Origin of the sequence: Streptomyces sp. NPDC126497 (genome assembly GCF_040302425.1) — a bacterium.
Taxonomy (GTDB): Bacteria; Actinomycetota; Actinomycetes; order Streptomycetales; family Streptomycetaceae; genus Streptomyces.
In genome coordinates this window covers 83726-106582 of record NZ_JBEORT010000004.1, presented here as the reverse complement: position 1 = coordinate 106582, position 22857 = coordinate 83726, and the positions used below count along the sequence as shown (strand labels likewise).

Genomic DNA, 22857 nt, shown 5'->3' with positions numbered 1-22857 from the left:
ACCTGTCCTGGCCGACGTGGGACGGCGTGACATTCCGACCTCGGAGTCATCGCGGGGCGGGCCTGTGTGCTCCAGCCCTCCGTTCCTTCATCCCCCGACGAAAGAGAAGGCATGAGCATGTCCTTATCTCCCGGCAGACGAATACGTGCGGCCGCCCCGCTGGGGGCTCTCGCCATGGCCGCCGTAGTCACCGCGACCGGGATGCCGGGGGTGAGCCAGGCCGTCGCCCTGGCCCCTGGCGCTCCGGCAGGCTCAGGGAGGGACCTGTCCGTTCCGGGCGCGAAGAGCGCCAAAACGGTGACGCTGATCACCGGCGACAAGGTGTCGATCGCCGCGGACGGCTCTGTCGCCGCGATCGAGAGGGCCAAGGGGCGCGAAGGCGCGTCGTTCTCGGTCCGGAAGGTCGACGGGCACAGCTTCGTCATACCGGGCGACGCGGCGTCGGCTGTCGCCCAGGGAAAGCTCGACCGGCGGCTGTTCGACGTGACGCAACTCGTCGCGTACGGGTACGACGACGCGAGCCGGTCCGACCTGCCGCTGATCGTCACCTACGCCGGGGACGAGACACCCCCCGCGAGCGCCTTCCGCGACGCACGGGCCAAGGCCGGCCAGGAACTGACCAGCGTCAACGGCGTGGCGCTACGGGCCGACAAGCACGGCCACTCCGCGTTCTGGGACACCTTCACCGACGGCGGGGACGGTGGACAGGGCACGGCGCGGCTGTCCGGCGCACCGGCGGCGAAGAAGGTGGTGAAAGTCTGGCTGGACGGCAAGCGCCAAGCCAGCCTGGACAAGAGCGTGGCCCAGACGGGCGCGCCGACGGCCTGGGGCGCCGGGTTCGACGGCACGGGCGTCAAGGTCGCCGTGCTGGACACCGGCGTCGACCAGACGCACCCCGACCTGGCGGGCCAGGAGATCGCCGAACGGAACTTCTCCGACGCCGAGGACAGCGTCGACCGAGTCGGCCACGGCACCCACGTAGCCTCGACGGTGGCCGGTACGGGTGCCAGGTCGCAGGGCAGGTACAAGGGCGTCGCGCCGGGCGCGCGCATCCTGGACGGCAAGGTCCTGGACGACAGTGGCGGCGGCTGGGATTCCAGCATCATCGCGGGCATGGAGTGGGCGGTCGCCGAGGGCGCCCAGGTCGTCAACCTCAGTCTGGGCGGCACCGACACCCAGGGCATCGACCCGCTGGAGGAGACGGTCAACCGTCTCTCCGCCGAGACGGACACGCTGTTCGTCATCGCCGCGGGCAACGCGGGCGAGGACGGCGAGAGCACCGTCGAATCGCCCGGCAGCGCCGAGTCCGCGCTGACGGTCGGCGCGGTCGACAAGGCCGACAAGCTCGCCGACTTCTCCAGCCGCGGCCCGCGCGTCGGTGACGGAGGAGTCAAGCCGGACCTGACCGCGCCGGGCGTCGACATCACGGCTGCCGCCTCCACCGCGAGCGGCATGGAGCAGGTGTTCCCCTCGGGGACGCCCGGTTACGCCACCCAGAGCGGCACGTCGATGGCCACTCCCCATGTCGCGGGCGCCGCCGCCATCCTGGCGCAGCAGCACCCGGACTGGAGCGGCGAGCGGATCAAGGCGGCGCTCACCGCTTCCGCTGAGCCCGGCCCGTACAGCGCGTACCAGCAGGGCACCGGCCGCACCGATGTGGCCCGGGCGATCGGGCAGACCGTCATCGCCGAGCAGGGGCCGCTCGGCTTCGGCCGCCCGAAGTGGCCTCACAGCGATGACGAGCCGGTGACGAAGGAAATCACGTACCGCAATCTCGGCACCGAGCCGGTCGTCCTGGACCTGGCGATCGAGGCGCTCGGGATGGACGGAGGGCCCGCCCCCGAGGGCATGTTCGAGATGTCGTCGCGGCAGCTCACCATTGCGGCGGGCGGTGCGGCGAGCACCACGGTGACCGCCGATACGCGCGTCGGCGGCGAGGCCTACGGCTCGTACGGCGGCTCGGTGACCGCAGCCTCGGCCAACGGCCGGATTCGGGTGCGCACCGCCTTCGGCGTGGAGCGCGAGATCGAGTCGTACGACCTGACCATCAAGCATCTGGACGACGACGGCAAGCCGACCGGCAAGGGTTTCACGGCGATCGATGGCCGGGACCGCGACTACTACCAGGAGTTCGCCGACGCGACGGACGGCGAGATCACGGTGCGCCTGCCCAAGGGCGGTTATGCGCTCACCGGGGTCCTCAACGCCAGTGGCGAGTCCGCCGCTCCGGACTCCCTCCTCCTGGCCCCGGCCCTGCAGCTGACCAAGGACACCACGGTCGTCATGGACGCCCGGGAGGCCAAGCCCACGCGCATCACCGTCCCCGACGCGGGAGCCGAGAACCACCACGCCCAGCTCATCCCGGGCTACACCCGCTCCGACGGGCAGCCCCTGGGCTTTATGCCGTCCATCTTCGACTTCCCCGATTTCCAGAGCTTCAAGGTCGGTCACATCGGCCCGAAGGCACCGAAGGACGCGGCATACGCCCAGTACAGCGGTTTCTGGACACGCCAGTCGGCCGACGGGCACGCAGTGAACTACCGTCTCGCGTGGAACCGCACGGGTTCGCTCGGCGGCTTCACCGCCGACGTCCGGCGCGAGCAGCTGGCCGAGATCGACTTCACGGCCGGCAGGCCCGGCCCTGAGTCAACCGCTCAGGTCGCGGTGACGCCCCTGACACCCATCGGCGAGTTCGCTGCCGACTTCAGCACCCCCACCCAGCGTCAACTGCCGCTGCGGACCTCTGAATACGTCCTCGGCAACGGCGTCAAGTGGTCCTACTCCGTACACCAGTGGGAGTCGGGGAACGCGCAGCTGGGAAGGTTCACGGCGTACCAGCCGAAGAAGAGCTACACCGCGCGGTTCAACGTCGGTGTCTTCGGTCCGCTCCTGCCCCCGGGCGAGGGCGAACCGCGGTGGGGGCGTCCCGGGATCGCGCGGAGCGGGAACACGATCAAGGCGCATCTGCCCATGTTCGGCGACAGTGACGGGCATGAGAGCAGCAACGGCTACACGGAGCTGGAGAGTTCGCTCCGCGCCGACGGCGAGGAGATCCCCGCCGAGGGCGATCCGCTGAACATCGCCGAGTACACCGTCCCCGCCGGGGACGGCCGGTACGAACTGAGTGTCGACGCCTCCCGGGACCCCGAGCTACTCCTGGTAAGCACCCGCGTGCGGGCGCAGTGGACGTTCAGGTCGGCCGGCGTGTCCGGGGACAGTTGGGCCCGGCTGCCGCTGTCCGTGGTCCGCTTCTCCCCCGAGCTGTCACCGACCAGTACGGCGAAGGCCGGTGAGAGGTTCCAGGTGCCCTTCACCGTGGAGGGCGCGGCCACCGCTCGGACGGCCAAGAAGCTGGAGTTCGAGGTGTCCTATGACGACGGCAGGACCTGGACCACGGCCAGAGCCGTCAACGGCACCCACCTGTCGCTGAACCACCCCGCGCAGCCGGGCACCGTCTCGCTGCGTGCCGAGCTGACCGACCGTGACGGCAACACCCTGGTCCAGACGATCGACCGCGCCTACCTCACGGTCCGGTAGGGCGAGGGCAGCAGAGCGAGGGCCGAAGGGCCCGTTCACCGACAGGGCCCGGGTCGAAGGCGAATTCCAGGGGTCATTGCAACACGTGATCACTGACGTGTGGTGGCGAGCAGTTTGGACGGACGCTCGGCTGGGGTTTCCCAGCCGAGCGCCTTGCGTGGGTGGGCAGCAGCTCCTGGAAGGCGAACGCGGTCTCGTCATCGGCGGCCGCGACCTCCACTACCGCGAGCCCCGGCTCCGCCACATGCGCGTCGTTGAGCGGCCTCATACCCGGCACAACGTTCCGCCGAAATCCTCCAGCCCGAGCAGTGTCACCCGGACCGGGTACGACGGGGCATGCGTGCTGACTTACCGCAGCCTGACCGCCTGACCGTGCAGACGCGCTCGATGGTGCTTCCGGCCTTCCCCGAGGACGTGGTGCCGCCCCTGTACGACGAGGGATGCGGGCGGCGTTCTCAAGAGGCATCGCGCGTCGCCACGCGCTACGGCAAGCCGGCGGTCCACTACGGGACGACCGATCTCATCACTGCCGTTGACGAACGGCTGTGATCAGCGCCTTCGCAGGAGTCCTACGCGACCTTGACCACGTACTTGCCCTGGACGCCGCCCGCCTCCAGCGCCCGGTGTGCCGCTGCTGTCTCCTCCAGGGGGAAGACCGTGTCCACCGCGGGGCTCAGCTTGTCCTCGACCACATGGCGGGCGAGGTCGTCGAAGTCCGCCCGCGTGGGGTTGCCGCTGAAGAAGCGCACCCGGCCGTGTCCGTGGACCGTGCTGGCCGCGAGGTAGCCGAGCGACGCCACGGGCCGTTTCAGATCAAAGGCGATGGTGACCATGCGTCCGCCGGGATTCAGCAGGCGCCTGAAGGCCCGCAGGTCGGTGCCCACGGTGTCCAGGACCACGTCGAAGCGGCCCAGCTCCGCCGGCCGCACGGTCCGGTGGTCGACGGCCCTGTGCGCGCCGAGCCCGCGGACGAAGTCGAGGTTGGCTGCGCGGGCGAGGGCCGTGACCTCGGCGCCGTACGCCCGTCCGAGCTGGACGGCGGCGTTGCCGACACCTCCCGCCGCACCCCGCACGAGGAGTCGTTCGCCCGGGCGCAGCCCGGCTTTGTCCCGCAGAGCGGTGATGGCTGTGGTGGCCACCGGCAGCGCGGCGGCGTCCACCGGATCCAGTCCGTCGGGGAGCCGGCCGACCCGCTCGGCGGGCACGGTCACGTACTCGGCGGCGCTGCCGAACCCGGAGGTGCGACCCAGGACCCCCCATACGCGGTCGCCGGCCGCGAGCTGTGTGACTCCGGCGCCCGGTGCGGCGACCTCGCCGGTGAAGTCCAGGCCGACGCGTTTGGGGAATCTCCGGCCGGTCAGCAGGCGGAGGCGGCCGGCACGGGCTGCCAGTTCGCCGCCGTTGACGCTGAACGCGCGCACCTGCACAAGGACCTCGCCGGGGGACGGCTCGGGGCGCGGCACGTGGCTCGTGTAGAGCACATCGGGGCCGCCGTAGCGGTCGTAGAGCACTGCCTTCATCATGCGGTCGTTCATCGTTCTGCCTTTGCTGCCGGAGGGGTCCGGCATTGACCGTAAGCTCTCAAGTGGACGCAATCGTCCGCTTAAGCCGGAAGCGAGAGACAGTGATGGCGGAATCCTCTTGGATCACAGCCCGGGACGGGGTGCGGGCGGATGCCCGGCGCAACCGGGAGCGCGTCCTCGTCGCCGCCCGTGCGGTCTTCGCGGAGCACGGGATCGATGCCCCGATGGCGACCGTGGCCCGTCGGGCCGGGGTCGGTGTGGCGACGCTGTACCGGCATTTCCCGACCCGGGACGCCCTGATGCGGGGTGCGTTCGCGCAGCAGATGGAGACCTGCGTGCGGGCGCTCACCGAGGCTCTGGCCGCCCCCGACCCGTGGCAGGGCTTCCAGCAGCTGGTCGAGGCGGTCTGCGCGCTGCAACGGGAGGAACGCGGGTTCCCGGCCGCGTTCGTCGCGGCCTTCCCGGACAGCACCTCGGAACACGCGCAGACCCGGCAACGGGCCGAGCGGGACTTCACGACCCTGGTGCGCAGGGCACAGGCGTCGGGCGCGCTGCGGGCCGACTTTCATCCTTCCGACCTCGCCGTGGCCCTGTTGGCACACTGCGCTCTGGTGACCGCCCTACCGGATGATGGTGCGGCGTCCCGGCGCCTGGTGGCCTATCTGCTCCAGTCGTTCCGCGCCGACACCGCCAACGAACCGCTGCCCCCGCCGGCTGCGCTGACACTGCGCAGCCTCCCGATTACGACTGACAATCCCCAGAGGCGGCGGCCCCCCAGAGCCTGACATGAACCGGTACCTACCGCAGGGCACATCCAGATTCATATAGGCCCTCCGGTGCCCGCGCGGACGTGCACGCCTACACCAAGACGGCTACATCACCCACCACGGCTGACCGGCAGCCGTGGTGGGACGCAGCGGCGCCCGCCCCGTTTCACGGGCAGGGCGCCGTCTGCCGCCTCCGGCTTTCGTGGAAAGTGATCACCGGCCGCAGTCCTGACCGTGCAGGCGTCGGCGGACGAGTACCGGCCGCGCCGGCTGAGCGTGCAGGTCTCTGACGTGCGGCGCGACTCCTCGGCCCGCTCGCCGTGCCGGCCAGGCCGGGTGGGGGTACCCGGCCGCTCATGAACATCTTCCTGTCGGTGGAAGTACTGCCCGAGTCCACGCTCCGGGACGTGGTGGACCTGCTGGTGAGACTGGTGGAAGCGGCCGGGGCCCTGATCATCTTCGTGGGGGCCGCCTGGGCGTTCGGCCGCTTCCTCCTGGCAGGAGTCCGCGGCGGCGGAGTGGACCGCCAGTTCAACCGGATCCGGCTCTCCCTGGGCCGGTTCTTGGCGCTGGGCCTGGAGTTCCAGCTCGCCGGGGATGTGCTGCGCACCGCCATCGCGCCGAGCTTCACGGAGATCGGGCAGCTCGCCGCGATCGCCGCGATCCGGACCGCCCTGAACTACTTCCTCAGCCGGGAGATCGCCAACGAGCGCGCCGAGATCGAGCGCGAGCGCCGCAAGGAGGCGGACGGCTCCCGTGCCCCGGCGGGGCCGGCGTGACCGCCCTCCTGAACCTGTCCGCCCTCGCCGCCACCGCCTTCGGGCTCATCGCCGCCGCGGTGGTGTTCGCGGCGGCGAGGCGGCTGATGCCCGCACTGGCCGTTCTGCTGGACTTCCTCACCGTGGCAGGGCTGCTGCGGCTGGCGGGTGAGCCGAGCTGGGACGCCATCGTGACGGCCGCCGCCGTGATCGCCGTCCGCAAGCTCGTCACCGCAGGCCTGCGCTTTTCCCCGCCGCGCTGACCGAGCGGGTCAACAGGCTGCGCCGGTGTCAGATATCCGTTCTCCAGCGGGGTGTGGCCTGGCCCGTGCTGCCGGGGCAGAAATGCCACCAGCGCAGTGCGGCCTGTGCGGGCCGCTTGACCGGCTCGTAGCGGACCGGGCCTTCTGGTTGCAGGCGCAGGGCCGCCATGCCGGCTGGCAGGTCGTCGTCGATCTCATCACGTCCGTGGCCCTTTCGGCGATCCTGTTCGGTCTCGACTCGCGGGTTCCGGAGGAGCTCACGACCGAAGGCATCAAGGGCGTCGTCGAAGCCTTCCGCAAGGCCGCGGTCCGTGCGAAGGCGGCCGGATTCGACGTGATCGAGGTGCACGGTTGCCTGCTCCATCAGTTCCTCTCCCCTCTGGCCGGCCAACGGACGGACGAGTATGGCGACAGCCACGCGGCGTCGGTCAGCTGCTGAGGGCGTCCTGCAGGGTGGGGTGGCAGTCGATGATCTCGTCGATGCCGACGATCTGCAGGGTGCGCAGTACGGCGGGGGTGGGCGCGGCCAGCCGGAGCCAGCCTCCCGCTGCGGTGGCGGTGTGGTGGGCGGTGAGGAAGATGTTGATGCCGCTGGAGTCCATGAAGGTGACCTGCCGCAGGTCGGCCACGATGCGTGACGGGTCGGTGGGGGAGAGGTCCAGGGCGTGACGGAGCGTCTTACCGGTGTCGTGGTCGATCTCGCCGACCAGCGTCAGGACGCGTAGGCCGTCGGTGGTGGCGGCGGTGACGGACAGCCCGCTGCCGGGGCGTGGCGCCTGCTCGGCGAATTGTGCGTCTGTCATATGCCTCTCGGTCATATGAGTGATACTGGCACACCGAGACCTTGCCCTGCGGCGCCGCCCTGCACGATGCGGGCGATGCCCTCGATGATGCAGGAAGCCGGGGGAGGAGTGCAGGGTGTGCGCTGCGCAAGGGCGGGTATGCGCGCTGGGTGGTGAACGGGGTAGTGAAGGCGGCGGGGATGGAAGCAGTGCCCGTGGGCGGGGACGGCACTACGCCGGGGGGAGAGGCCATACAGACCACGGTCGCGTTGGACGGGGACGGCGCCGATATCGCCCAGGCCCGTCACCTGGCCGTCGGCTTCCTCACACGGGTGCAGGCCGAATACGGCCTGCCCGTCTCCCAGCGCACGATGGATGTGACGCAGCTGGTGGTCAGCGAACTGGTCACCAACGCACGCAAGTACGCTCCCGGCCCGGCCCTGCTGGACCTGCGCATCGCCGGCGACATGGTGGTGGTGTCGGTGTGGGACTCCGATCCGGTGCTGCCGGTCGCCCGGGCCGCGGACGCCGGCCGGGTCGGCCAGCACGGTCTGGAGATCGTCATGGCCGTCGCCCAGGGTTTCGAAGCACGGCGCGAACCGGTGGGCAAACGCATCACCGCCCGCCTCGCTCTGGCCGACGACCCCGGCGGCGCCCTCACCGGACGCCCACCCCTGTAGAAAGGCCTCCGGCCGCCGATCACCGCTGCCAGTACGTCACTGACTGGGTGGCCGACAAGATCCGCCGAAGCCTTGCCGTCGACGCCGCCGGTCATGAGGCCCTGCCCGACCCACTCGGCCAGTGCTCCGACACGCCCGTCACCGTAGCCCCGTTCGCTGGAGCAAGCCGGCCCCCCGACCGGCGAGTTCAGTCCGGTGGCCGGCATTTCGTGCGGTGCGCTCCACCGTGGTGGTCGCCCGCAGTGACGCGAACGCTTCCTGGGGCGAAGGCGGTCTGGTCATCGGCGGCTGCCACGTTCACGACGGTCAGACCGGGGCTCCGACGCGTGCACCTCATCGATCGCATCCACGCCTTCTCCGACGGGCTCTCGTGGTCGGGGCTCTGCTTGTGGCAGGGGTTCGTCCGTCCGGTGCGACAGCTCGCGCTCCGGGGCGCACGATGGGCGCGTGTGTATGCGGAGGCTGCGGGACGTGCGCTGTGCACCACCCGGTGTTGTGGTGAGATCTTGCGTCCTCTGCGGCTCGGGGTCCCTCGGCTCATGACGTCCCGGTTCCGGCTTCTTGGGCTTGTGCTGCTCGGCGAGGCGGCACAAGTATCACATCACGGCTCACCTGATCTGCGAGGTGGGTTCCGGAAGGGCGGCAGCGCCCTGCTCCGGGACGGCGACAACCACATTAAATAGTTGATTTTGCCGTGCTGTTTCCATCTGTGCGAGACCACTGCCGTCTGGCCGAGCTTGGGATTGCCTCTCCGGATGAGATACCCTGCGGGGTATCCGGAAGGGGTGTGGCTGTGGAACTGGCGATGGCTGCTGAGGAACTGAAGACGGTGGTCAACCGGCTGCGCCGGGCGCAGGGCCAGATCGCCGGTGTGATCAAGATGATCGAAGAGGGGCGGGACTGCGAGGAAGTGGTCACGCAACTCGCGGCAGCGTCCCGGGCGCTGGACAAGGCGGGCTTCGCGATCATCGCCACCGGTCTGCAGCACTGCCTGACCGACTCGGACATGGCCGCGTCCGGTGACCGGGAGCAGATGCGGGCCCGGCTGGAGAAGTTGTTCCTGTCCCTGGCCTGAGTGCGCAGCCTCGCCGGATTGTTCGGCATGCCGGGTAAGGGCGTCGCTCAGCACGAAGGCGGCTCCCAGACAACAGGGCAACACCGAAGAGGACCTGCAGCTCGACCGGAGCCATAGTGGCCAGGACCAGGATGACAAGGACACTTCCTTCGCCGGTCTGGACGACCAGGGGCCGGAGCGAATGACCTGGGGTGGCCATGCCCATGAACAGGGCGCAGGAGCGGTGATGAGGCGAGCAGCACACGGGCGGGCGCACGCTCGGTTTCGTGGTGGGCCGGCTCTGCTCGTGGGCGTGGTGGCGCTGTTGTGCGTCTTCGGGCACGTGGAACGTGGGGGGCCGAACGCACCGCCGTCCATCGCGGAGCACGTGCACGTTCCCACCGTTGCTGAACCGTCGGACGGCGCAGCGGCGCCGTGTGGCAAGAAGGTCATTGCTGACCACAGTGCGCAGCGGGCCGAGAATCCTCCGCCGTCTTCTTCGTGCCCTGGTCCCGCATCCCCGCACACCGATCCCGCACCGTCCGTGTCACAGCACTCCGGTGTGCTGTCGGGGGCCAGGCTCCGCCGCCGACGACACTTCACTCCGTTCTACGGATTTGGACCGGCCTGTTGGCCGTGTCCCTGAATCCTCGAAGAACGGAGTTCTTCAGCATGTCCTCCTCCTCACGCTCATGGAGCCGGGCGGGTACGGCACTGCGTGGTTGGCGGTCCCGGCAGTGGGCTGTGGCAGGCGCAGGTGCCCTGGCCACGGCGATCCTGGTCGGCGTGCCCACCGACGTGGTGCCCAATCCGCTGTTCGGCCGGTCGGTCCCGGTGCAGTGGTGGAACTACCCGGCCCTTGCCGTCACGGCCGTCCTGGCCGGCATCGTCCTGAGCACCTACGTGCGCCGGCCCTTGTCCTCCCTGGAACCGAAAGCCGAAGACGGCACCCGTTTGGGAGCGATCGGCGGGGTGCTGTCCTTCTTCGCCGTCGGCTGCCCGGTCTGCAACAAACTCGTCCTTGTGCTCCTCGGAGCTTCCGGCGCCCTGAGCTACTGGGCTCCCCTGCAGCCGCTGCTGGCCTTCCTGTCGGCGGGGCTGCTGGCGGAGGCCGCGCTGCGCCGCCTGTCCTTGCAGACCGCGTGCCCGGTCGCAGCTTCTGCCTGACCTGCGGCCGGTTCTGCATCCTTTTCCTCCTCAACGTCTGAGGTGTCCCATGCCTGGATCCCCCTGTCCTCGTCCCGCCGCAGCCGCAGGCGGACCATCGCTGCTGCCGCGGTTCTCGCCGCCGCCGCGGTGACCGCGGCCTTCGTCAGAACGCCGCGATGCTCATCGTCGCCCGCGCCGTCCAGGGCATCGGGGCGGCGCTGACCGCCCCGAACGCGCTGGCTCTGATCACGACCACCTTCTCCGAGCGCAAGCTGCGCGATGCGGCGCTGTCCCTCTACGGAGCCATGTCCGCCCTGGGGATCGTCGTCGGACTGCTCCTCGGCGGCGTCCTGACCGACCTCCTCGGCTGGCGGTGGGTGTTCTTCATCAACATCCCGATCGGCCTGCTGGTTCTCCTCGGCAGCCGCACCCTGGTCGCCGCCGACCGCCACCACGGCCGGGTCGGCACGCTGGACGCAGTGCTCGGCACCGGCGGGATGGTGGCACTGGTGTATGCGATCACCCGGTTCGGCGAGGACGGCTTCACCGACCCGATCGCCCTGATCCTCCTCGGCGCGGCCGCCGTGCTGCTGGCCGTATTCGTTCTCACCCAGGCCCACAGCTCGAGCTCTCTGGTGCCGTTGAGCCTGTTTTGCGACCGCAACCGCTCCGGCGCCTACCTGGCCATGCTGCTGCTGGCCATCGGCCCGATGGGCACCTTCTACGTCATCACCCTCTACCTCCAGCAGGTCCAGCAGTACAGCCCCCTTCGCACCGGAGTGGCATGGCTGCCGTTCGCCGCCGGCCTCGTCCTCGGCGCCGGTACCGCCCCGAAACTCCTGCTGAAGACCGCTCCCCGCTCCGTCGCCGCGCTCGGCGCACTGCTGAGCGCGCTGGCCGCGTTCTGGTTCTCCGCGATCTCCGTCGACACGGGCTACTGGCTGCACCTGGCGCCGGCGATGTTCGTCCTCGCGCTCGGTTTCGGTCTCGGCGTCCTCGCGCTCACCCAGGCCGCGGTCTACCGCGTCGATGCGGACAAGGCCGGGATCGCCTCGGCCCTGCTCAACTCCGCCCAGCAGATCGGCGTCGCTCTGGGCCTGGCCGTACTCGCCGGGGTCGCCGCCGCCGTCACCGCGCAGCGGGAGAGGGCCGCGCTGGGCACCGGCGAGGCGCTGGTCGCCGGATACGGCACGGCCCTGACTGTCGCCGCAGGTGTTCTTTTCACCGCCGGCGTTCTCGCACTGGCCACCCTCAGCGCCCACCCGGCCACCGAACAGGACACGCCCGAGCCCGTGGAAAGGAACACCGGTGCGGGGAACTGACTGGGCACCGACCACGCGCCGGGCTCGTCCTGAATTCCGCTGGGGTTCGAAGGCGGCGGAGGCGTACGAGGCTGCGGACGAGTTCGAACAGGCCCTGGGACAGATCAGCGCGTCGCTCATACATAACGGGTGTGCAGCAGCTTGAACTGATGCGGCCAGGCGCACGCGCGCTCGCCCTCCAAGCGGACCCTGTGCATGCGCCCCCTGCGGGTGGCGCCTGGTCAGGAGCACGCAGCCGACCCGGCCGACGGAACTCGGGGCGGGCGGCAGCAGTGGAGCCGCCCGCCCCCACAGGGTGCCGGGAACAAGATCAGCACGCACCTTGGCACCCTGTCGACCGGGACCGTCGGGTACAAGACCCGCGACGTCGTTCCTGAACGATCAGTAGGGGGTCTTCGGCCGCACGCTTGACACGCGTGGAGGGAGGGGCCCGGCTTCGGACCCCTCCCTCCACGGGCGGCTCAGAGGCTGCGCAGCATGGCCAGGGTGTGGTCGAGGTCGGCGGTGCGGGGGCGGTTGTGGGGCAGCTTGGCGAGCATGGCGGCCATGCCGCAGGTGTTGGTGAGGGCGGAGAAGACCAGGCCGCCTGCGATGCCGGCGGAGAGGAGCTGGAAGGCGGGGTGGACGGTGAGACCGAGCAGCAGACCGAGCAGCACGATCGTTCCTGCGGTGAGCCTCACCTGCCGCTCCATGCCCCAGGTGGCACGCGAGGTGCCTTGGGGGCGGTGCAGTTCGTGGCCGTCGGCCGCCCAGGCGCCGGTGCCTCCCGACAGGGTGGCGGCGGTGACGCCGTTCTCCGCGAGGATCCTGCGGGCGTTCTCGGAGCGGGCGCCCGAGGCGCAGACGACCAGAAGGTCACCGTGGTCGGCGGCGTGCCGGAGGTCGGGCAGCGCGCGCTGGATCTGGTCGAGGGGGATGTTGAGCGCGCCGGGGAGGTGACCGCCGGCGTATTCGCCGGGGGTGCGCACGTCGACGACGGTCAGTTCGTGCAGGCGGGGGCGTGCCTCGCCGGTGGTGAGGGCGGTGGAGGTGGTCATGGCAGAGGTCATCCTTGTGTGTCGACGGTGCCCCCGGCGGGGGACCGTATGGTCGTGCGGAGTCGGAGGGAGGGCTTGAACCGGTGGGAGCCGGACTTGTGGGCTGCAGCAGCGCCCGGTCGGCATCGGGGCGGGCCGCCGGTGCCGTGCTGGCCGGAACGAAACGCGCAGACAGCGAACTGTGTGCTTCAGGCGATCACGTCGACGAGCATGAACGCCGCCACCGCCAGCAGGACACCCGCGAAGATCTTCTGAAGGGTGGTGCCGGAGATCTTCGCCGCGAGCCGCTTGCCGTCCCAGGCACCGAGGATCGCGGCCCCGGTGAAAGGCCCGATGATCTCCCAGTGGAGCCCGCCACCGGTGCTGGTGCGAGCGGCGAGCGCGGCGAGCGAGTTCACGGTGATGACGAGCAGGCTGGTGCCCACCGCCTGCCGCATCCGCAGACCCAGAACCCCTACCAGGGCGGGCACGGCCAGAAATCCTCCGCCGACCCCGAGGAACCCGGTCACGGCGCCCAGCCCGGCGCCGGCACCGGCCGCCTTGCCGGCCCGGATCCGGTGCGGCGGCTCGGCCGCGGACGGACGCAGCATGCGCAGGGCCGCCAGCGCGGCGATGACCGCGAACGCCGCCGTCAGCACCGCCTCGGGCAGGCGTCCGGCGACAGCCCCGGTGAAGAAGGCGGGGACCATGCCCGCCATGGCGAACAGCGCTCCTGTCTTCCAGGCCACGTTCCCGTCGCGGGTGTGGGCGTACAGGGCGGTGAGCGAGGTGGCGGTGACGATGACCAGGCTGGCGGTGGTGGCCGCCGCCGGGGTGAAGCCGAGCAGGTAGATCAGCGCCGGCACGGCAAGAACGCTACCGCCACCGCCGAGGGCTCCAAGGGCCAGACCGACGACGGCCCCGGCGATGAGGGCGAGGACGAGTACGGTCACGCTACCTTGCCGCTGTTCCCGCGTGCGTCGACGACCGGGTGCCCGGCGGCGGCCCACGCGTTCATGCCGCCCTCGACATCCACCGCCTGCGCCCCGCGTTCGGCGAGGAGCTTGGCCGCCTGCTGGGAGCGGTGACCGCTGCGGCAGATCACCACCAGCCGGCGCCCCTGCGCCTCGGCCGGCAGGGCGTTGCCGGCGATCAGTCCTGTCAGCGGTACGTGGACGGCGCCCGGGGCGTGCCCCGCAGTCCATTCGGGCTTCTCACGGACGTCCAGCAGAACAGCCTCGGGCTGATCGCCGCTGGTGCGGCTGTGTGCCTCGTCGACCGGGACGCGGTCCCCGGCTCGGCGAAAGAGGAACATCACAGGCTTCCTTCCTTACAGGCGCAACGGTGGCGATCAGCCGGAGGTCAGGGACAGCCCGGCATCCGTGGCGGCGTCGAAGCCGTCGTCGACGGCGACCACGTCGCGGCCGGCGGCGTCGAGCAGGGAGGCGGCGATCGCCGCGCGCATCCCGCCGGCGCAGTGCACCCACACCGTCCCGTCCGGCACCTCGCCGATGCGGCCGTGCAGCTCGTGGACGGGGATGTGGACCGAGCCGTCGATGTAGCCGCCTGCGCGCTCCGAGTCCCGGCGTACGTCCAGGACGACCACGTCCTCGCCGCGCCCGCGGACAGCGGCGAGGTCGGCGAAGCGGGCGCGGGGGAAGGAGACGAGCTGCTCGCCTTCGCGGACCCAGCCGGCCGGATCACCGGTGGCGGCGGCCGGACGGTCGATGCCCACCCGGGCCAGCTCCCGCTGCGCGTCGGCGATCTGCTGCGGAGTCTCGGCGAGCAGGGTGACGGGCTTGCCCCACGGGATCAGCCAGGCCAGGTAGGTGGCGAGCTTGCCCTCGCCCTCGAAGTTGAGCGACCCGGCCACGTGCCCCTCGGCGAAGGCCACCCGGCTGCGCAGGTCCACCACCCACTCGCCGGCGGCCAGCCGGGAGGCGATCTCTTCGGCGTTCGCGCGCTGGGGCGGGGTGAGGTCGACCGGGGCGGGACCGGCGGCGTTGGCCGGGCCCATATGCGTGTAGTACGCGGGTACGTCGTCCAGCCCCGCCAGCATTTTGGCGACGAAGGTGTCGACGTCCAGGGTCAGCGCGTCGTTGGTCCGGCGCTCCCGGCCGATCGTGGTCGCATCTCCCTCGGCCTGCGAGGAGGAGCAGAAGCTGCCGAAGCCGTGCGTGGGCAGCACCGGCACCTCGTCGTCCAGCTCATCGGCCAGCCGGTGCGCGGAGGCATGCTGGGCGCGCGCCAGCCGCTCGGTCAGCCGCGGCTCGACCAGGTCCGGACGGCCCACCGTGCCGATCAGCAACGACCCACCGGTGAACGCCGCCACACCGTGCCCGTCCTCCTCCAGGACGTAGGAGGTGTGGTGCGGGGTATGCCCGGGAGTGGCGATCGCGCGCAGCACCAGGCCCTCGTCCACCGTCACGGTGTCGCCGTCGGCGACCGGGATGCGGGCGAAGGACACGCGGGCCGCGGCCGGCACCAGGTAGGAGGCGCCGGTCACCCGGGCGAGCTCCGGGCCGCCGGTGACGTAGTCGTTGTGCACATGCGTTTCGGCCACGAAGGCGATGCGCACCCCGCGCCGGGCCGCGGCGGCGATGACCTGGTCGATGTCGCGCGGCGGGTCGATGACCACGGCAGTCCTCGGTCCACCGGCCAGGTAGCTGCGGTTGCCCAGGCCCTCGAGTTCCAGGGTGTCGACGAAGAACACGATCCAAGACTCCTCTCAGGAAGAGATGTACCCCCGGGGGTATCTGATGCTCACATTAACACCTATACCCGGGGGGGTATTCCACCGTGGTTGGGGGGACCTGGCTTCGGGAACCGTGAGGTGCCGTTGTGCCGGGGCCCGGGCCGGCCAGCGCGGCACCTGCGGAGGGCCTCCGGCCCAGGGCAGCACTGACCCGCGCTGCGCTGAGCGTGGCCTCGAAGGAGACCGGCCGTCGGCCGACTCCTGCTCGTCCTGGGCCGAGAGCATCCAGTTGCTGTCGGCGCGGAGCGGAGGGAAGAGGCGCAGCGAAGCGCAAGGGGTCGTTTCAGGGTGGCTTCCGGGGCGGCAGCTCGCGACCCGTCGCTCAGTGGACCTGCGCAGGGCAGCTGATTGCTGCCATGCGGGCGGCGGCCACGCACAGGCCGTACATGGCTCTTCTCCGTCCCGGAATCCGTCGACTGTTTGTGCGCAGGCCCGCCGGGGGTGAGGGCGCCACGGACTCGTCGTCGCGCGAAGCGCTCTCACCTTGCCCAGGGATGGTGTGCCGTCAGTGAGCGGCTCGGCCCTGCGCGGCCGAGGTGACAAGGTCGCTCTTGGGGAGGGGGTTCTCGTCGGCGACGGCTGCTGCCCAGGTGTCGGTGGTGGTGACCGCGGCCCAGTTCGAGTGCGGCAGCGTCATCAGGGTCTCGTGCACCTGCTGTGCGGAGGCGGTGCCGGCCTCGTTGGCGATGTGAATGGCGCCGGTCGCGTCGGAGAGGACCTCGACCGTGAAACCGAGGGGCTCGGCCGCGGCGGAGGTGGACAGGAGACAGTTGTTCGTCATGCAGCCGACCAGGGTCAGCGTGTCGATCGCCCTGGTCGACCTCCATCTGGCGGCCGAGGAGGGGCCCGGACGGGTCCGCCTGGCCGACATCCCGCCTGCCGTCCAGGACGTCCTCCGCTTCAGCGGCCTCGACACCTTCTTCAACTGCTGCTCCACCGTGGAGCACGCGCTGACCGTATGAGCCCGTCCGGTCACCTCGACAAAGTTCACCGTGGTGCGCCTCAGCAACGACCAGATCGCCGAGAGCGCCACCGGCGTCGGTGCCACGCCACCCACCTGGCCCCGTGAGGAACTCGTCGTCGACGTGCTGCACAGGGCCGTCTACGCCTTCACCATCGGAGCCAACGCCCTCGCCGCATGGGGCGACCCCGGACCCGGCCAACGCCACGCAGCCTCCGCCCCGGCCGACCGTCTGGTGTCAGCCCCCTGCCGCACAGCGCGGCTCACGGCCGGTGATCCGAAAGCGGCTTCGGTGACGGACTCACGACAGCAGTTGTTCACGACTGAGGAGGCCTCCGAAGTGCCTCCCAAAGCGCTGTGGAAGCGCTGCTGTCCGACGCGTCGAGAGCGACGCGGCGAAGGCGCGAACGCTCCCGGTGGGCAGTGGCAGCCCACCGGCCACGGAAGCGGTGAGGGCGGCAGGGCTACAGGGAGGTGCTCCACGGGTGCCCTCGCCTGGTCGACGCGGGAGCGTCTCAGGAGAGGGAGAGGAAGAGCTTCTCCATCTTCTGGGTGTCGAGGCTCTTGGCTCCGCCCTCCTGGGTCAGGCACTGCTTGAGTCCGCTGGCGACGATGGCGAAGCCGGCCCGGTCCAGTGCGCGGTTGACCGCGGCGAGCTGGGTGATGACGTCCTCGCAGTCGCGTCCTTCTTCCAGCATGCGCACGACGCCGGCGAGCTGGCCCTGGGCGCGCTTGAGCCGGTTGGCGGCCGACCGCACCTGGTCGGCGGGGAGCTGGACCATGGGGTGTTCCTCTCGAAGGGCCGGCCGGGGACCGGCTATGGTCACTGGCCGGGGCTCTGGGGGGTGAGGGAGGCGCGTACCTCGTCCATGTCGAGCTCGCGAACGGCGGTGATCAGCTGGTCCAGGGCCTGCGGCGGCAGGGCGCCGGGCTGGGAGAAGACCAGGATGCCTTTGCGGAAGGCCATCAGGGTGGGGATCGAGGTGATGTCCGCGGCGGCGGCGAGGGCCTGCTCGGCCTCGGTGTCGACCTTGCCGAAGACGATGTCGGAGTGGGCCTCGGAGGCCTTCTCGTAGACGGGAGCGAACACCCGGCACGGTCCGCACCAGGCGGCCCAGAAGTCGACGAGGACGATGTCGTTGCCGGTGACGGTGTTCTCGAAATCCGCAGCGGTGAGGGCGATGGTGCTCACGGGCGACTCCTTCCGTTTCGCCGGAGCGGGGGCGATTTATACCCCCTGGGGTAAGGAACACGGTGAGGGAGCGGCGCATTCCCTGGACGGCACGGCATGCCGCTGCCCCGGCGCGCCGAGAGGACGGCATGTCGGGGCAGGGCTGGGCAGGGTCGGGAAGTGTCAGGTCCGGTGCACGGCGCATCGCATGGGAGTTCCCGGCCCGGTTGTTCAGGCCCTTGTGACAGCGGTGCTCCACCGACGGCATCGCCTCGCGGTGGGCGGCGCCGCAGGACGGCCCAGACCTGCCTCAGCGAGCCCCCCGCACCTCAACGCCCCCTGGTTCGGCTCCGCTCCGTTCGAGGTCATGCCGGGCAGGGCGCTTCCCCACCTCACCGTGCACGAGATCACCGACCGCTGGCGGCCCGCGTTCCCCCTCCTCCTGCAGGTCTACGGTCGTCCCCGGGCAGCGCGGCACGCCGCCGTGGCGGTCGAGCGGTCGTTCCCCGCCGCCGGGACCGCCGTCCCCTTCCTCACCGCAGGACTGACCGCGCCCTCGGGCGAGGGCAAAGAGGGCTGAACCGCACCGGGGTCACAGGCCCGCGGTGTTACTGCGCGGGAACACGATCTCCACACGGGTCCCCCGGCCGGGCGTGCTGTCGAGGTGGATCCGGGCGTGGTGGAGTTCCGCGACCGCGGCGACGATGGACATGCCCAGGCCGCTGCCGCCGTGGGCGCGGCTGCGCCCCTTGTCGGCCCGGTAGAAGCGGTCGAAGACGTGGGGGAGGGCGTGTTCGGGGATGCCCGGCCCGTCGTCCCGGACCACGAGCACCGGGTGACCGTCGGCTATGCGCAGCCGGACGGCGTACGACGCCTCGGGGGGACAGTGCATGCGGATGTTGCCCAACAGGTTGGCCAGCAATCCGCGCAGTTGCGCCTCGTCGCCGAGCACCGTCACCCCGGACCGGACGTCGACCGTGTGCGGCCGGAGGGGCTCGACCGCCGCGGCGTCGCGGCAGGAGTCGGTGACGACGCGGCTGAGGTCGACCGGCTCCGGTTCCGCATCGGCGTACTCGTCGAAGCGGGCCAGCATGAGCAGCGACTCCACCAGTCCGCCCATTCGGTGCACCTCCGACAGCATCCGTTCCATCGCCTCGTCGACCGCGGCCCTGTCGGGTAGTGCCCCGTGCCGGTGGAGCTCGGCGTACCCGCGCAGGGACTGCAACGGTGTGCGCAGTTCGTGCGAGGCGTCGGCCACGAACTGACGCATGCGCTCCTCGGACGCCTTGCGGGCGTCGAGGGCTTCCTGCACCTCGTCCAGCATCCTGTCCAGGGCGTGGGCGAGGCGGCCGACTTCCGTGGTCGGTGCCGTGACGGCCGCGCCGACGCGCTGGCTCAGCTCTCCCGCGGTGATCGCGTCCGCCACGTGGGCGGCGTCCTTGAGCGGGCCCAGCTCACGTCGTACCACGAGGGTGCTGACCGTGGCGATCGTGAAGAGACCGGCCAGTTCGGTGGTCACGATCACCACGGGATCCTGGGTGAGGGCCCAAGCGGCCGCCGTGGCCGCCATGGCCAGCGCGCACAGGACGGTCACCAGGACGCTGACCCTCGTACGCAGCGGCCAGTGCCGGGGACGTTTCCACGTACCGCTCCCCGGGGACGCGAGACCTACCGAGCCCCTCACCACGCGCCTGGGACCCGGCGGCCGCGAGCGGCGGCCGTTCAACGGGATTCCCTGATGCTGTAGCCGATCCCGCGCTGAGTGTGGATCAGCGGAGGTCCGAGACGGTCGATCTTCCGGCGCAGGTAACTGATGTAGGTGGCGACGACGGTGTCGTCTCCGTTGAAGTCGTAGGACCACACGTGGGCCAGGAGCTGGGCGCGGGACACCACTCGGCCGCGGTGCAGCATGAGGTAGCGCAGGAGGCGGAACTCGGTCGGGGACAGCTCCACGGGCGTGCCGCCCCGGTGGACGGAGTAGGCCATGGGATCGAGTTCCAGGTCGGCCACGCGCAGTACCGGATCGGCGAGCGGCCGGGGCCTCGTGCGGCGCAGCACGGCCTGGACCCGGGCGGCGACCTCGTCCAGTCCGAACGGCTTGGTGATGTAGTCGTCGCCTCCGGCGGTGAGTCCCCTGACCAGGTCCTTTCTGGTGTCGCGTGCGGTGAGGAAGACCACGGCGTGCGGCAGCCCGTCCTGGCGCAACCGGCGCATGACCTCGAATCCGTCCCCGTCCGGGAGCATCACGTCCAGCAGGACGAGCTCCGGGAGGAAGTCCCGCGCCGCGGCGACCGCCTCGTGGACCGTCGCCGCGGTGCGGACCTCGTAACCGAGGAACCGCAGGAACCTGCTGACGGTGTCCAGGATCGCCGGTTCGTCGTCGACCACCAGGAGGCGGCCCTGCGCTGCCGGACCGGTCCCCGTGTCCGGGGAGGCCTCTGAGGCGCCTGTCATCGGAGTCCTCGCCCTCTTTCTCTTCTGTTCCCGTCTTCGATCATGACCGAACGACGGGTGGGGTTCCATGGGAGTTCCATGTGAACAAGGCCCGCCGGAGGCATCGAACGACGGGTCCGCCCCGATGGCCGGTCTAGCGTGGATCGCGCCTCTCATCAGGCACGACGTCCGGTTCGCACGGAGCAGGCCGACCGGACGCCCTCGTCCTTCACGTTCGTCCCCCGGGGAGCTTCCGCGTGTCCACATTCCTCTACCGGCTCGGCCGGTTCTGCTACCGGCGAAGGGGCGCCGTCATCGGTGCCTGGCTCGGTGTCCTGGTGCTCGTGGGGGTGTCGGCGTTCGCCCTGATGAAGCCGTTCGCCTCGGCCACCACCATTCCGGGCACCGAGGCGCAGCGCACCCTGGACGTGATGGAGACGGAGTTCCCCTCCGCTCACGAGGGGCACGTGACCGGCACGATGGTCCTCCGGGCGCCGGAGGGCCGGAAGATCACTTCCGGCCAGGCGGCGCAGGACGTCGCCAGGGCCGTCCAGGAGGCCGGCCGCACCCCTGGCGTGGCGTCGGCCACCGCCCCCGCGGCCGAGGCCGGCAGCGTCTCCGCCGACGGCCGGACGGGCATCGCCGAGATCGTCTTCGTCGCCGAGAAGGCCGACGGCATTCCCGCCGAGACGAAGCAGAGCCTCGAGAAGGCCGCCACCGAGGCCCGCTCGGCGGGACTTGCCGTCGAACTCGGGGGAGCGGCCTTCGACACCCTGCCCCCCATCATGGGCCCGGCCGAGGCCATCGGTGTCCTGATCGCCCTGGCCGTCCTGGTCCTCGTGTTCCGCACCCTGCGCGGCGCCGTCATCCCGGTGGCCACGGCCCTGGTCGGTGTGGGCATCGGTGTGCTGTCCCTGCTGGCCCTGACCAGCGTGATCACGATGGACAGCACGTCGATCATCCTTGCCGTGATGCTCGGCCTGGCCGTCGGCATCGACTACGCCCTGTTCATCGTCTCCCGCCACCAGACGCAGGTACGTCAGGGCATGGACCCGGAGGAGTCCGCCGGTCTCGCCACCGGAACCGCCGGTGGTGCCGTCGTCTTCGCCGGTGCCACGGTCGTCGTCGCCCTCGCCGCCCTGGCGATCGTCGACATCCCCTTCCTGACCGTCATGGGCCTCGGTGCCGCCGCCACCGTGGTCGTGTCGGTCCTGATCGCCGTCACGCTCCTGCCCGCGGTGCTCGGGCTGATGGGCGGCCGCATCGCCACGAGCACGGTGCCCGTGCTGGTCCGGCGGCCCCGGCGCGGTGACCGACGCACGGACGGCAGCCGCACCCCGGGGGAGCGGTGGGCGGCCGGAGCGGCTCGCCACCCTCGGCTGGTGCTGGTCGCCTGTGTGCTGGGTCTGGGTGTCCTGGCCGCTCCCGCTGCCGATCTGCGCCTGGGACTGAGCGGGACGAACGACCCCCACAGCTCCGCCGCGCGGGCTCAGAGGATGATCAATGAAGGATTCGGGCCCGGCTACAGCGGCGGCCTCGTCGTTCTCACCCAGGGTGAGAACAAGACCATCGTGACGTCCGCGGCACGGGAACTGGCGGACCGGATCGAAGGACTGCCGGACGTGGCGGCGGTCTCCCCGGTGGTACCGGCGGCTTCCGGGAAGGCCGCGCTGGTGAACGTCACACCGTCCGGCAGCCCCGGGTCCGAGGAGACCACACAGCTGCTCGAGGAGATCCGCGAGGTCCGCAGCGGCGTCGAGACGAGCACCGGCACGGAGGTGAACGTCACCGGTACGACCGCGGTGAACATCGACGTCGCCGACAAGCTCTCCGCGGCGCTCCCCGTGTACTGCCTGGTGGTGATGGGCCTCGCCCTGATCCTGCTGACCCTGGTCTTCCGGGCCGTCGCGGTGCCGCTGAAGGCCGCGCTGGGCTTCCTCTTCTCCCTGGGTGCCTCCCTGGGCGTGCTGGTGGCGGTCTTCCAGTGGGGCTGGCTCGGCGACCTGCTGGGCATCGCGGAGACCGGGCCCGTCCTGAGCTTCCTGCCGATGCTGCTGGTCGGCATCCTGTTCGGCCTCGCCATGGACTACGAGGTCTTCCTCGTCTCCCGCATGCGCGAGGAGTACGCGCACGGAACGCCACCCACCGAGGCGATGATCCGCGGCTTCGGCCACAGCGTCAAGGTCGTCACCGCCGCAGCCGTGATCATGATCGCTGTCTTCGGCGGGTTCGTCCTCGCCGAGATGCAGGTCATCAAGGGCATGGGACTCGCCCTCGCGGTCGGCGTGCTCATGGACGCCTTCGTCGTCCGGATGACCCTCGTCCCCGCTGTGATGGCGGTGCTCGGGCACAGGGCGTGGTGGCTGCCGCGCTTCCTCGGCCGCGTCCTGCCCGACGTGGACATCGAGGGCGAGCGGCTCATGAAGCAGAGGGCCGCGCAGCCCGAACCGAAGGCCGGGGAGGCCGAGCCGGTCGGCGCGGTGAGTGGCGGAACCCGCCGGATCTAGGAGAACCCGGTTCTCCGCTTCGGACGAACGTCCCGGTGCTCCGTCGCGCATGCGGCGCGAGTACCGGGACGCTCGTCCGGCGCTGCCCACTCACCGGAACCGCACATGGCCTTCGAGGGCACTGTCACGTTGTTGGGCGGGCGGTCTCTGACGATGCGCACGGCCTGGTGGGGCCCGTT

Annotated in this window: 25 protein-coding genes and 2 pseudogenes; 13 read left to right on the top strand and 14 right to left on the bottom strand. The window is 70.8% G+C overall.

What is annotated here, in order from left to right:
• Positions 1 to 111: 111 nt before the first annotated feature.
• Positions 112 to 3537, top strand: coding sequence for a S8 family serine peptidase (locus ABTY20_RS04060; RefSeq protein WP_351995442.1), 3426 nt, complete (start codon positions 112 to 114; stop codon positions 3535 to 3537).
• Positions 3538 to 3748: 211 nt separating this feature from the next.
• On the opposite strand, the pseudogene ABTY20_RS35325 reads toward ABTY20_RS04060, so the two are convergent.
• Positions 3749 to 3805 (bottom strand): annotated as a pseudogene (locus ABTY20_RS35325) (DUF6207 family protein); the annotation flags it as partial.
• A gap of 68 nt (positions 3806 to 3873) precedes the next feature.
• Here ABTY20_RS35325 and ABTY20_RS04050 point away from each other — a divergent pair.
• Complete coding sequence (locus ABTY20_RS04050) at positions 3874 to 4086, top strand: hypothetical protein (protein WP_351995440.1); 213 nt, start codon at positions 3874 to 3876, stop codon at positions 4084 to 4086.
• Between the two features lie 20 nt (positions 4087 to 4106).
• On the opposite strand, the gene ABTY20_RS04045 is transcribed toward ABTY20_RS04050, so the two are convergent.
• Entirely contained in the window at positions 4107 to 5072 is a 966-nt protein-coding gene (locus ABTY20_RS04045; RefSeq protein ID WP_351995439.1) for an NAD(P)-dependent alcohol dehydrogenase, read from the bottom strand.
• A gap of 92 nt (positions 5073 to 5164) precedes the next feature.
• On the opposite strand from ABTY20_RS04045, the gene ABTY20_RS04040 reads away from it, so the two are divergent.
• The 4 genes from ABTY20_RS04040 to ABTY20_RS04025 all read left to right on the top strand — a co-directional run bounded on the left by ABTY20_RS04040 (position 5165) and on the right by ABTY20_RS04025 (position 7287).
• Complete coding sequence (locus ABTY20_RS04040; protein WP_351995438.1) at positions 5165 to 5845, top strand: TetR/AcrR family transcriptional regulator; 681 nt, start codon at positions 5165 to 5167, stop codon at positions 5843 to 5845.
• Between the two features lie 338 nt (positions 5846 to 6183).
• A complete protein-coding gene (locus ABTY20_RS04035; RefSeq protein ID WP_351995437.1) occupies positions 6184 to 6606 on the top strand; it encodes a DUF1622 domain-containing protein in 423 nt (140 codons plus the stop codon).
• Positions 6603 to 6848 (top strand): hypothetical protein, encoded by a 246-nt coding sequence (locus ABTY20_RS04030; protein WP_351995436.1) that lies wholly within the window; start codon positions 6603 to 6605, stop codon positions 6846 to 6848. The genes ABTY20_RS04035 and ABTY20_RS04030 overlap by 4 nt, the downstream gene beginning before the upstream one ends.
• A gap of 82 nt (positions 6849 to 6930) precedes the next feature.
• Complete coding sequence (locus tag ABTY20_RS04025) at positions 6931 to 7287, top strand: oxidoreductase (protein WP_351995435.1); 357 nt, start codon at positions 6931 to 6933, stop codon at positions 7285 to 7287.
• On the opposite strand, the gene ABTY20_RS04020 is transcribed toward ABTY20_RS04025, so the two are convergent.
• On the bottom strand, positions 7277 to 7651 hold the full coding sequence (locus ABTY20_RS04020; protein WP_351995434.1) for an STAS domain-containing protein: 375 nt from the start codon (positions 7649 to 7651) through the stop codon (positions 7277 to 7279). The two genes, ABTY20_RS04025 and ABTY20_RS04020, sit on opposite strands and share 11 nt — an antisense overlap.
• 179 nt (positions 7652 to 7830) lie before the next feature.
• Between ABTY20_RS04020 and ABTY20_RS04015 the strand changes: the two genes are divergently transcribed.
• Positions 7831 to 8310 carry an ATP-binding protein gene (locus ABTY20_RS04015; protein WP_351995433.1) on the top strand — a complete coding sequence of 160 codons (480 nt, stop codon included), beginning with the start codon at positions 7831 to 7833 and terminating at the stop codon, positions 8308 to 8310.
• 187 nt (positions 8311 to 8497) lie between these two features.
• Here ABTY20_RS04015 and ABTY20_RS04010 read toward each other — a convergent pair whose 3' ends face one another.
• Entirely contained in the window at positions 8498 to 8647 is a 150-nt protein-coding gene (locus ABTY20_RS04010) for a DUF6207 family protein (protein ID WP_351995520.1), read from the bottom strand.
• A gap of 456 nt (positions 8648 to 9103) precedes the next feature.
• Here ABTY20_RS04010 and ABTY20_RS04005 point away from each other — a divergent pair, with 456 nt between their 5' ends.
• The 3 genes from ABTY20_RS04005 (at position 9104) to ABTY20_RS03995 (ending at position 11835) form a co-directional block, all read left to right on the top strand.
• Positions 9104 to 9385 carry a metal-sensitive transcriptional regulator gene (locus tag ABTY20_RS04005; protein ID WP_215209530.1) on the top strand — a complete coding sequence of 94 codons (282 nt, stop codon included), beginning with the start codon at positions 9104 to 9106 and terminating at the stop codon, positions 9383 to 9385.
• A 651-nt stretch (positions 9386 to 10036) separates the two neighbouring features.
• The gene (locus tag ABTY20_RS04000; protein WP_351995432.1) at positions 10037 to 10531 is read left to right on the top strand and encodes a hypothetical protein; all 495 of its coding nucleotides are present in this window, start codon (positions 10037 to 10039) and stop codon (positions 10529 to 10531) included.
• A gap of 158 nt (positions 10532 to 10689) precedes the next feature.
• Positions 10690 to 11835 carry an MFS transporter gene (locus ABTY20_RS03995; RefSeq protein WP_351995431.1) on the top strand — a complete coding sequence of 382 codons (1146 nt, stop codon included), beginning with the start codon at positions 10690 to 10692 and terminating at the stop codon, positions 11833 to 11835.
• Positions 11836 to 12296: 461 nt separating this feature from the next.
• Here ABTY20_RS03995 and ABTY20_RS03990 read toward each other — a convergent pair whose 3' ends face one another.
• From ABTY20_RS03990 to ABTY20_RS03970, 5 genes are all read right to left on the bottom strand, one after another.
• Positions 12297 to 12872, bottom strand: a complete 576-nt coding sequence (locus ABTY20_RS03990) for a rhodanese-like domain-containing protein (protein ID WP_351995430.1) — start codon at positions 12870 to 12872, stop codon at positions 12297 to 12299.
• Between the two features lie 188 nt (positions 12873 to 13060).
• Positions 13061 to 13804, bottom strand: a complete 744-nt coding sequence (locus ABTY20_RS03985; protein ID WP_351995429.1) for a sulfite exporter TauE/SafE family protein — start codon at positions 13802 to 13804, stop codon at positions 13061 to 13063.
• Positions 13801 to 14166, bottom strand: a complete 366-nt coding sequence (locus ABTY20_RS03980; RefSeq protein WP_351995428.1) for a rhodanese-like domain-containing protein — start codon at positions 14164 to 14166, stop codon at positions 13801 to 13803. The genes ABTY20_RS03985 and ABTY20_RS03980 overlap by 4 nt, the downstream gene beginning before the upstream one ends.
• Positions 14167 to 14202: 36 nt before the next feature.
• On the bottom strand, positions 14203 to 15564 hold the full coding sequence (locus ABTY20_RS03975) for an MBL fold metallo-hydrolase (RefSeq protein ID WP_351995427.1): 1362 nt from the start codon (positions 15562 to 15564) through the stop codon (positions 14203 to 14205).
• A 547-nt stretch (positions 15565 to 16111) separates the two neighbouring features.
• Positions 16112 to 16387, bottom strand: coding sequence for a cysteine hydrolase family protein (locus ABTY20_RS03970; RefSeq protein ID WP_351995426.1), 276 nt, complete (start codon positions 16385 to 16387; stop codon positions 16112 to 16114).
• Between ABTY20_RS03970 and ABTY20_RS03965 the strand changes: the two genes are divergently transcribed.
• Entirely contained in the window at positions 16386 to 16568 is a 183-nt protein-coding gene (locus ABTY20_RS03965) for an STAS domain-containing protein (RefSeq protein WP_351995425.1), read from the top strand. The two genes, ABTY20_RS03970 and ABTY20_RS03965, sit on opposite strands and share 2 nt — an antisense overlap.
• Before the next feature lie 514 nt (positions 16569 to 17082).
• On the opposite strand, the gene ABTY20_RS03960 is transcribed toward ABTY20_RS03965, so the two are convergent.
• From ABTY20_RS03960 to ABTY20_RS03950, 3 genes and pseudogenes are all read right to left on the bottom strand, one after another.
• Complete coding sequence (locus tag ABTY20_RS03960; protein WP_351995424.1) at positions 17083 to 17349, bottom strand: metal-sensitive transcriptional regulator; 267 nt, start codon at positions 17347 to 17349, stop codon at positions 17083 to 17085.
• Positions 17350 to 17390: 41 nt separating this feature from the next.
• Entirely contained in the window at positions 17391 to 17759 is a 369-nt protein-coding gene (trxA, locus tag ABTY20_RS03955; RefSeq protein WP_351995423.1) for a thioredoxin, read from the bottom strand.
• A gap of 180 nt (positions 17760 to 17939) precedes the next feature.
• Positions 17940 to 18033, bottom strand: a pseudogene (locus tag ABTY20_RS03950) (IS6 family transposase); the annotation flags it as partial.
• Between the two features lie 72 nt (positions 18034 to 18105).
• Here ABTY20_RS03950 and ABTY20_RS03945 point away from each other — a divergent pair.
• Entirely contained in the window at positions 18106 to 18318 is a 213-nt protein-coding gene (locus tag ABTY20_RS03945; protein ID WP_351995422.1) for a hypothetical protein, read from the top strand.
• Between the two features lie 12 nt (positions 18319 to 18330).
• On the opposite strand, the gene ABTY20_RS03940 is transcribed toward ABTY20_RS03945, so the two are convergent.
• Both ABTY20_RS03940 and ABTY20_RS03935 read right to left on the bottom strand, forming a co-directional pair.
• Positions 18331 to 19332, bottom strand: coding sequence for a sensor histidine kinase (locus tag ABTY20_RS03940; RefSeq protein ID WP_351995421.1), 1002 nt, complete (start codon positions 19330 to 19332; stop codon positions 18331 to 18333).
• A 128-nt stretch (positions 19333 to 19460) separates the two neighbouring features.
• Positions 19461 to 20192, bottom strand: a complete 732-nt coding sequence (locus ABTY20_RS03935; RefSeq protein ID WP_351995420.1) for a response regulator transcription factor — start codon at positions 20190 to 20192, stop codon at positions 19461 to 19463.
• Between the two features lie 236 nt (positions 20193 to 20428).
• Between ABTY20_RS03935 and ABTY20_RS03930 the strand changes: the two genes are divergently transcribed.
• Complete coding sequence (locus ABTY20_RS03930; protein ID WP_351995419.1) at positions 20429 to 22678, top strand: MMPL family transporter; 2250 nt, start codon at positions 20429 to 20431, stop codon at positions 22676 to 22678.
• Positions 22679 to 22857 lie beyond the last annotated feature (179 nt).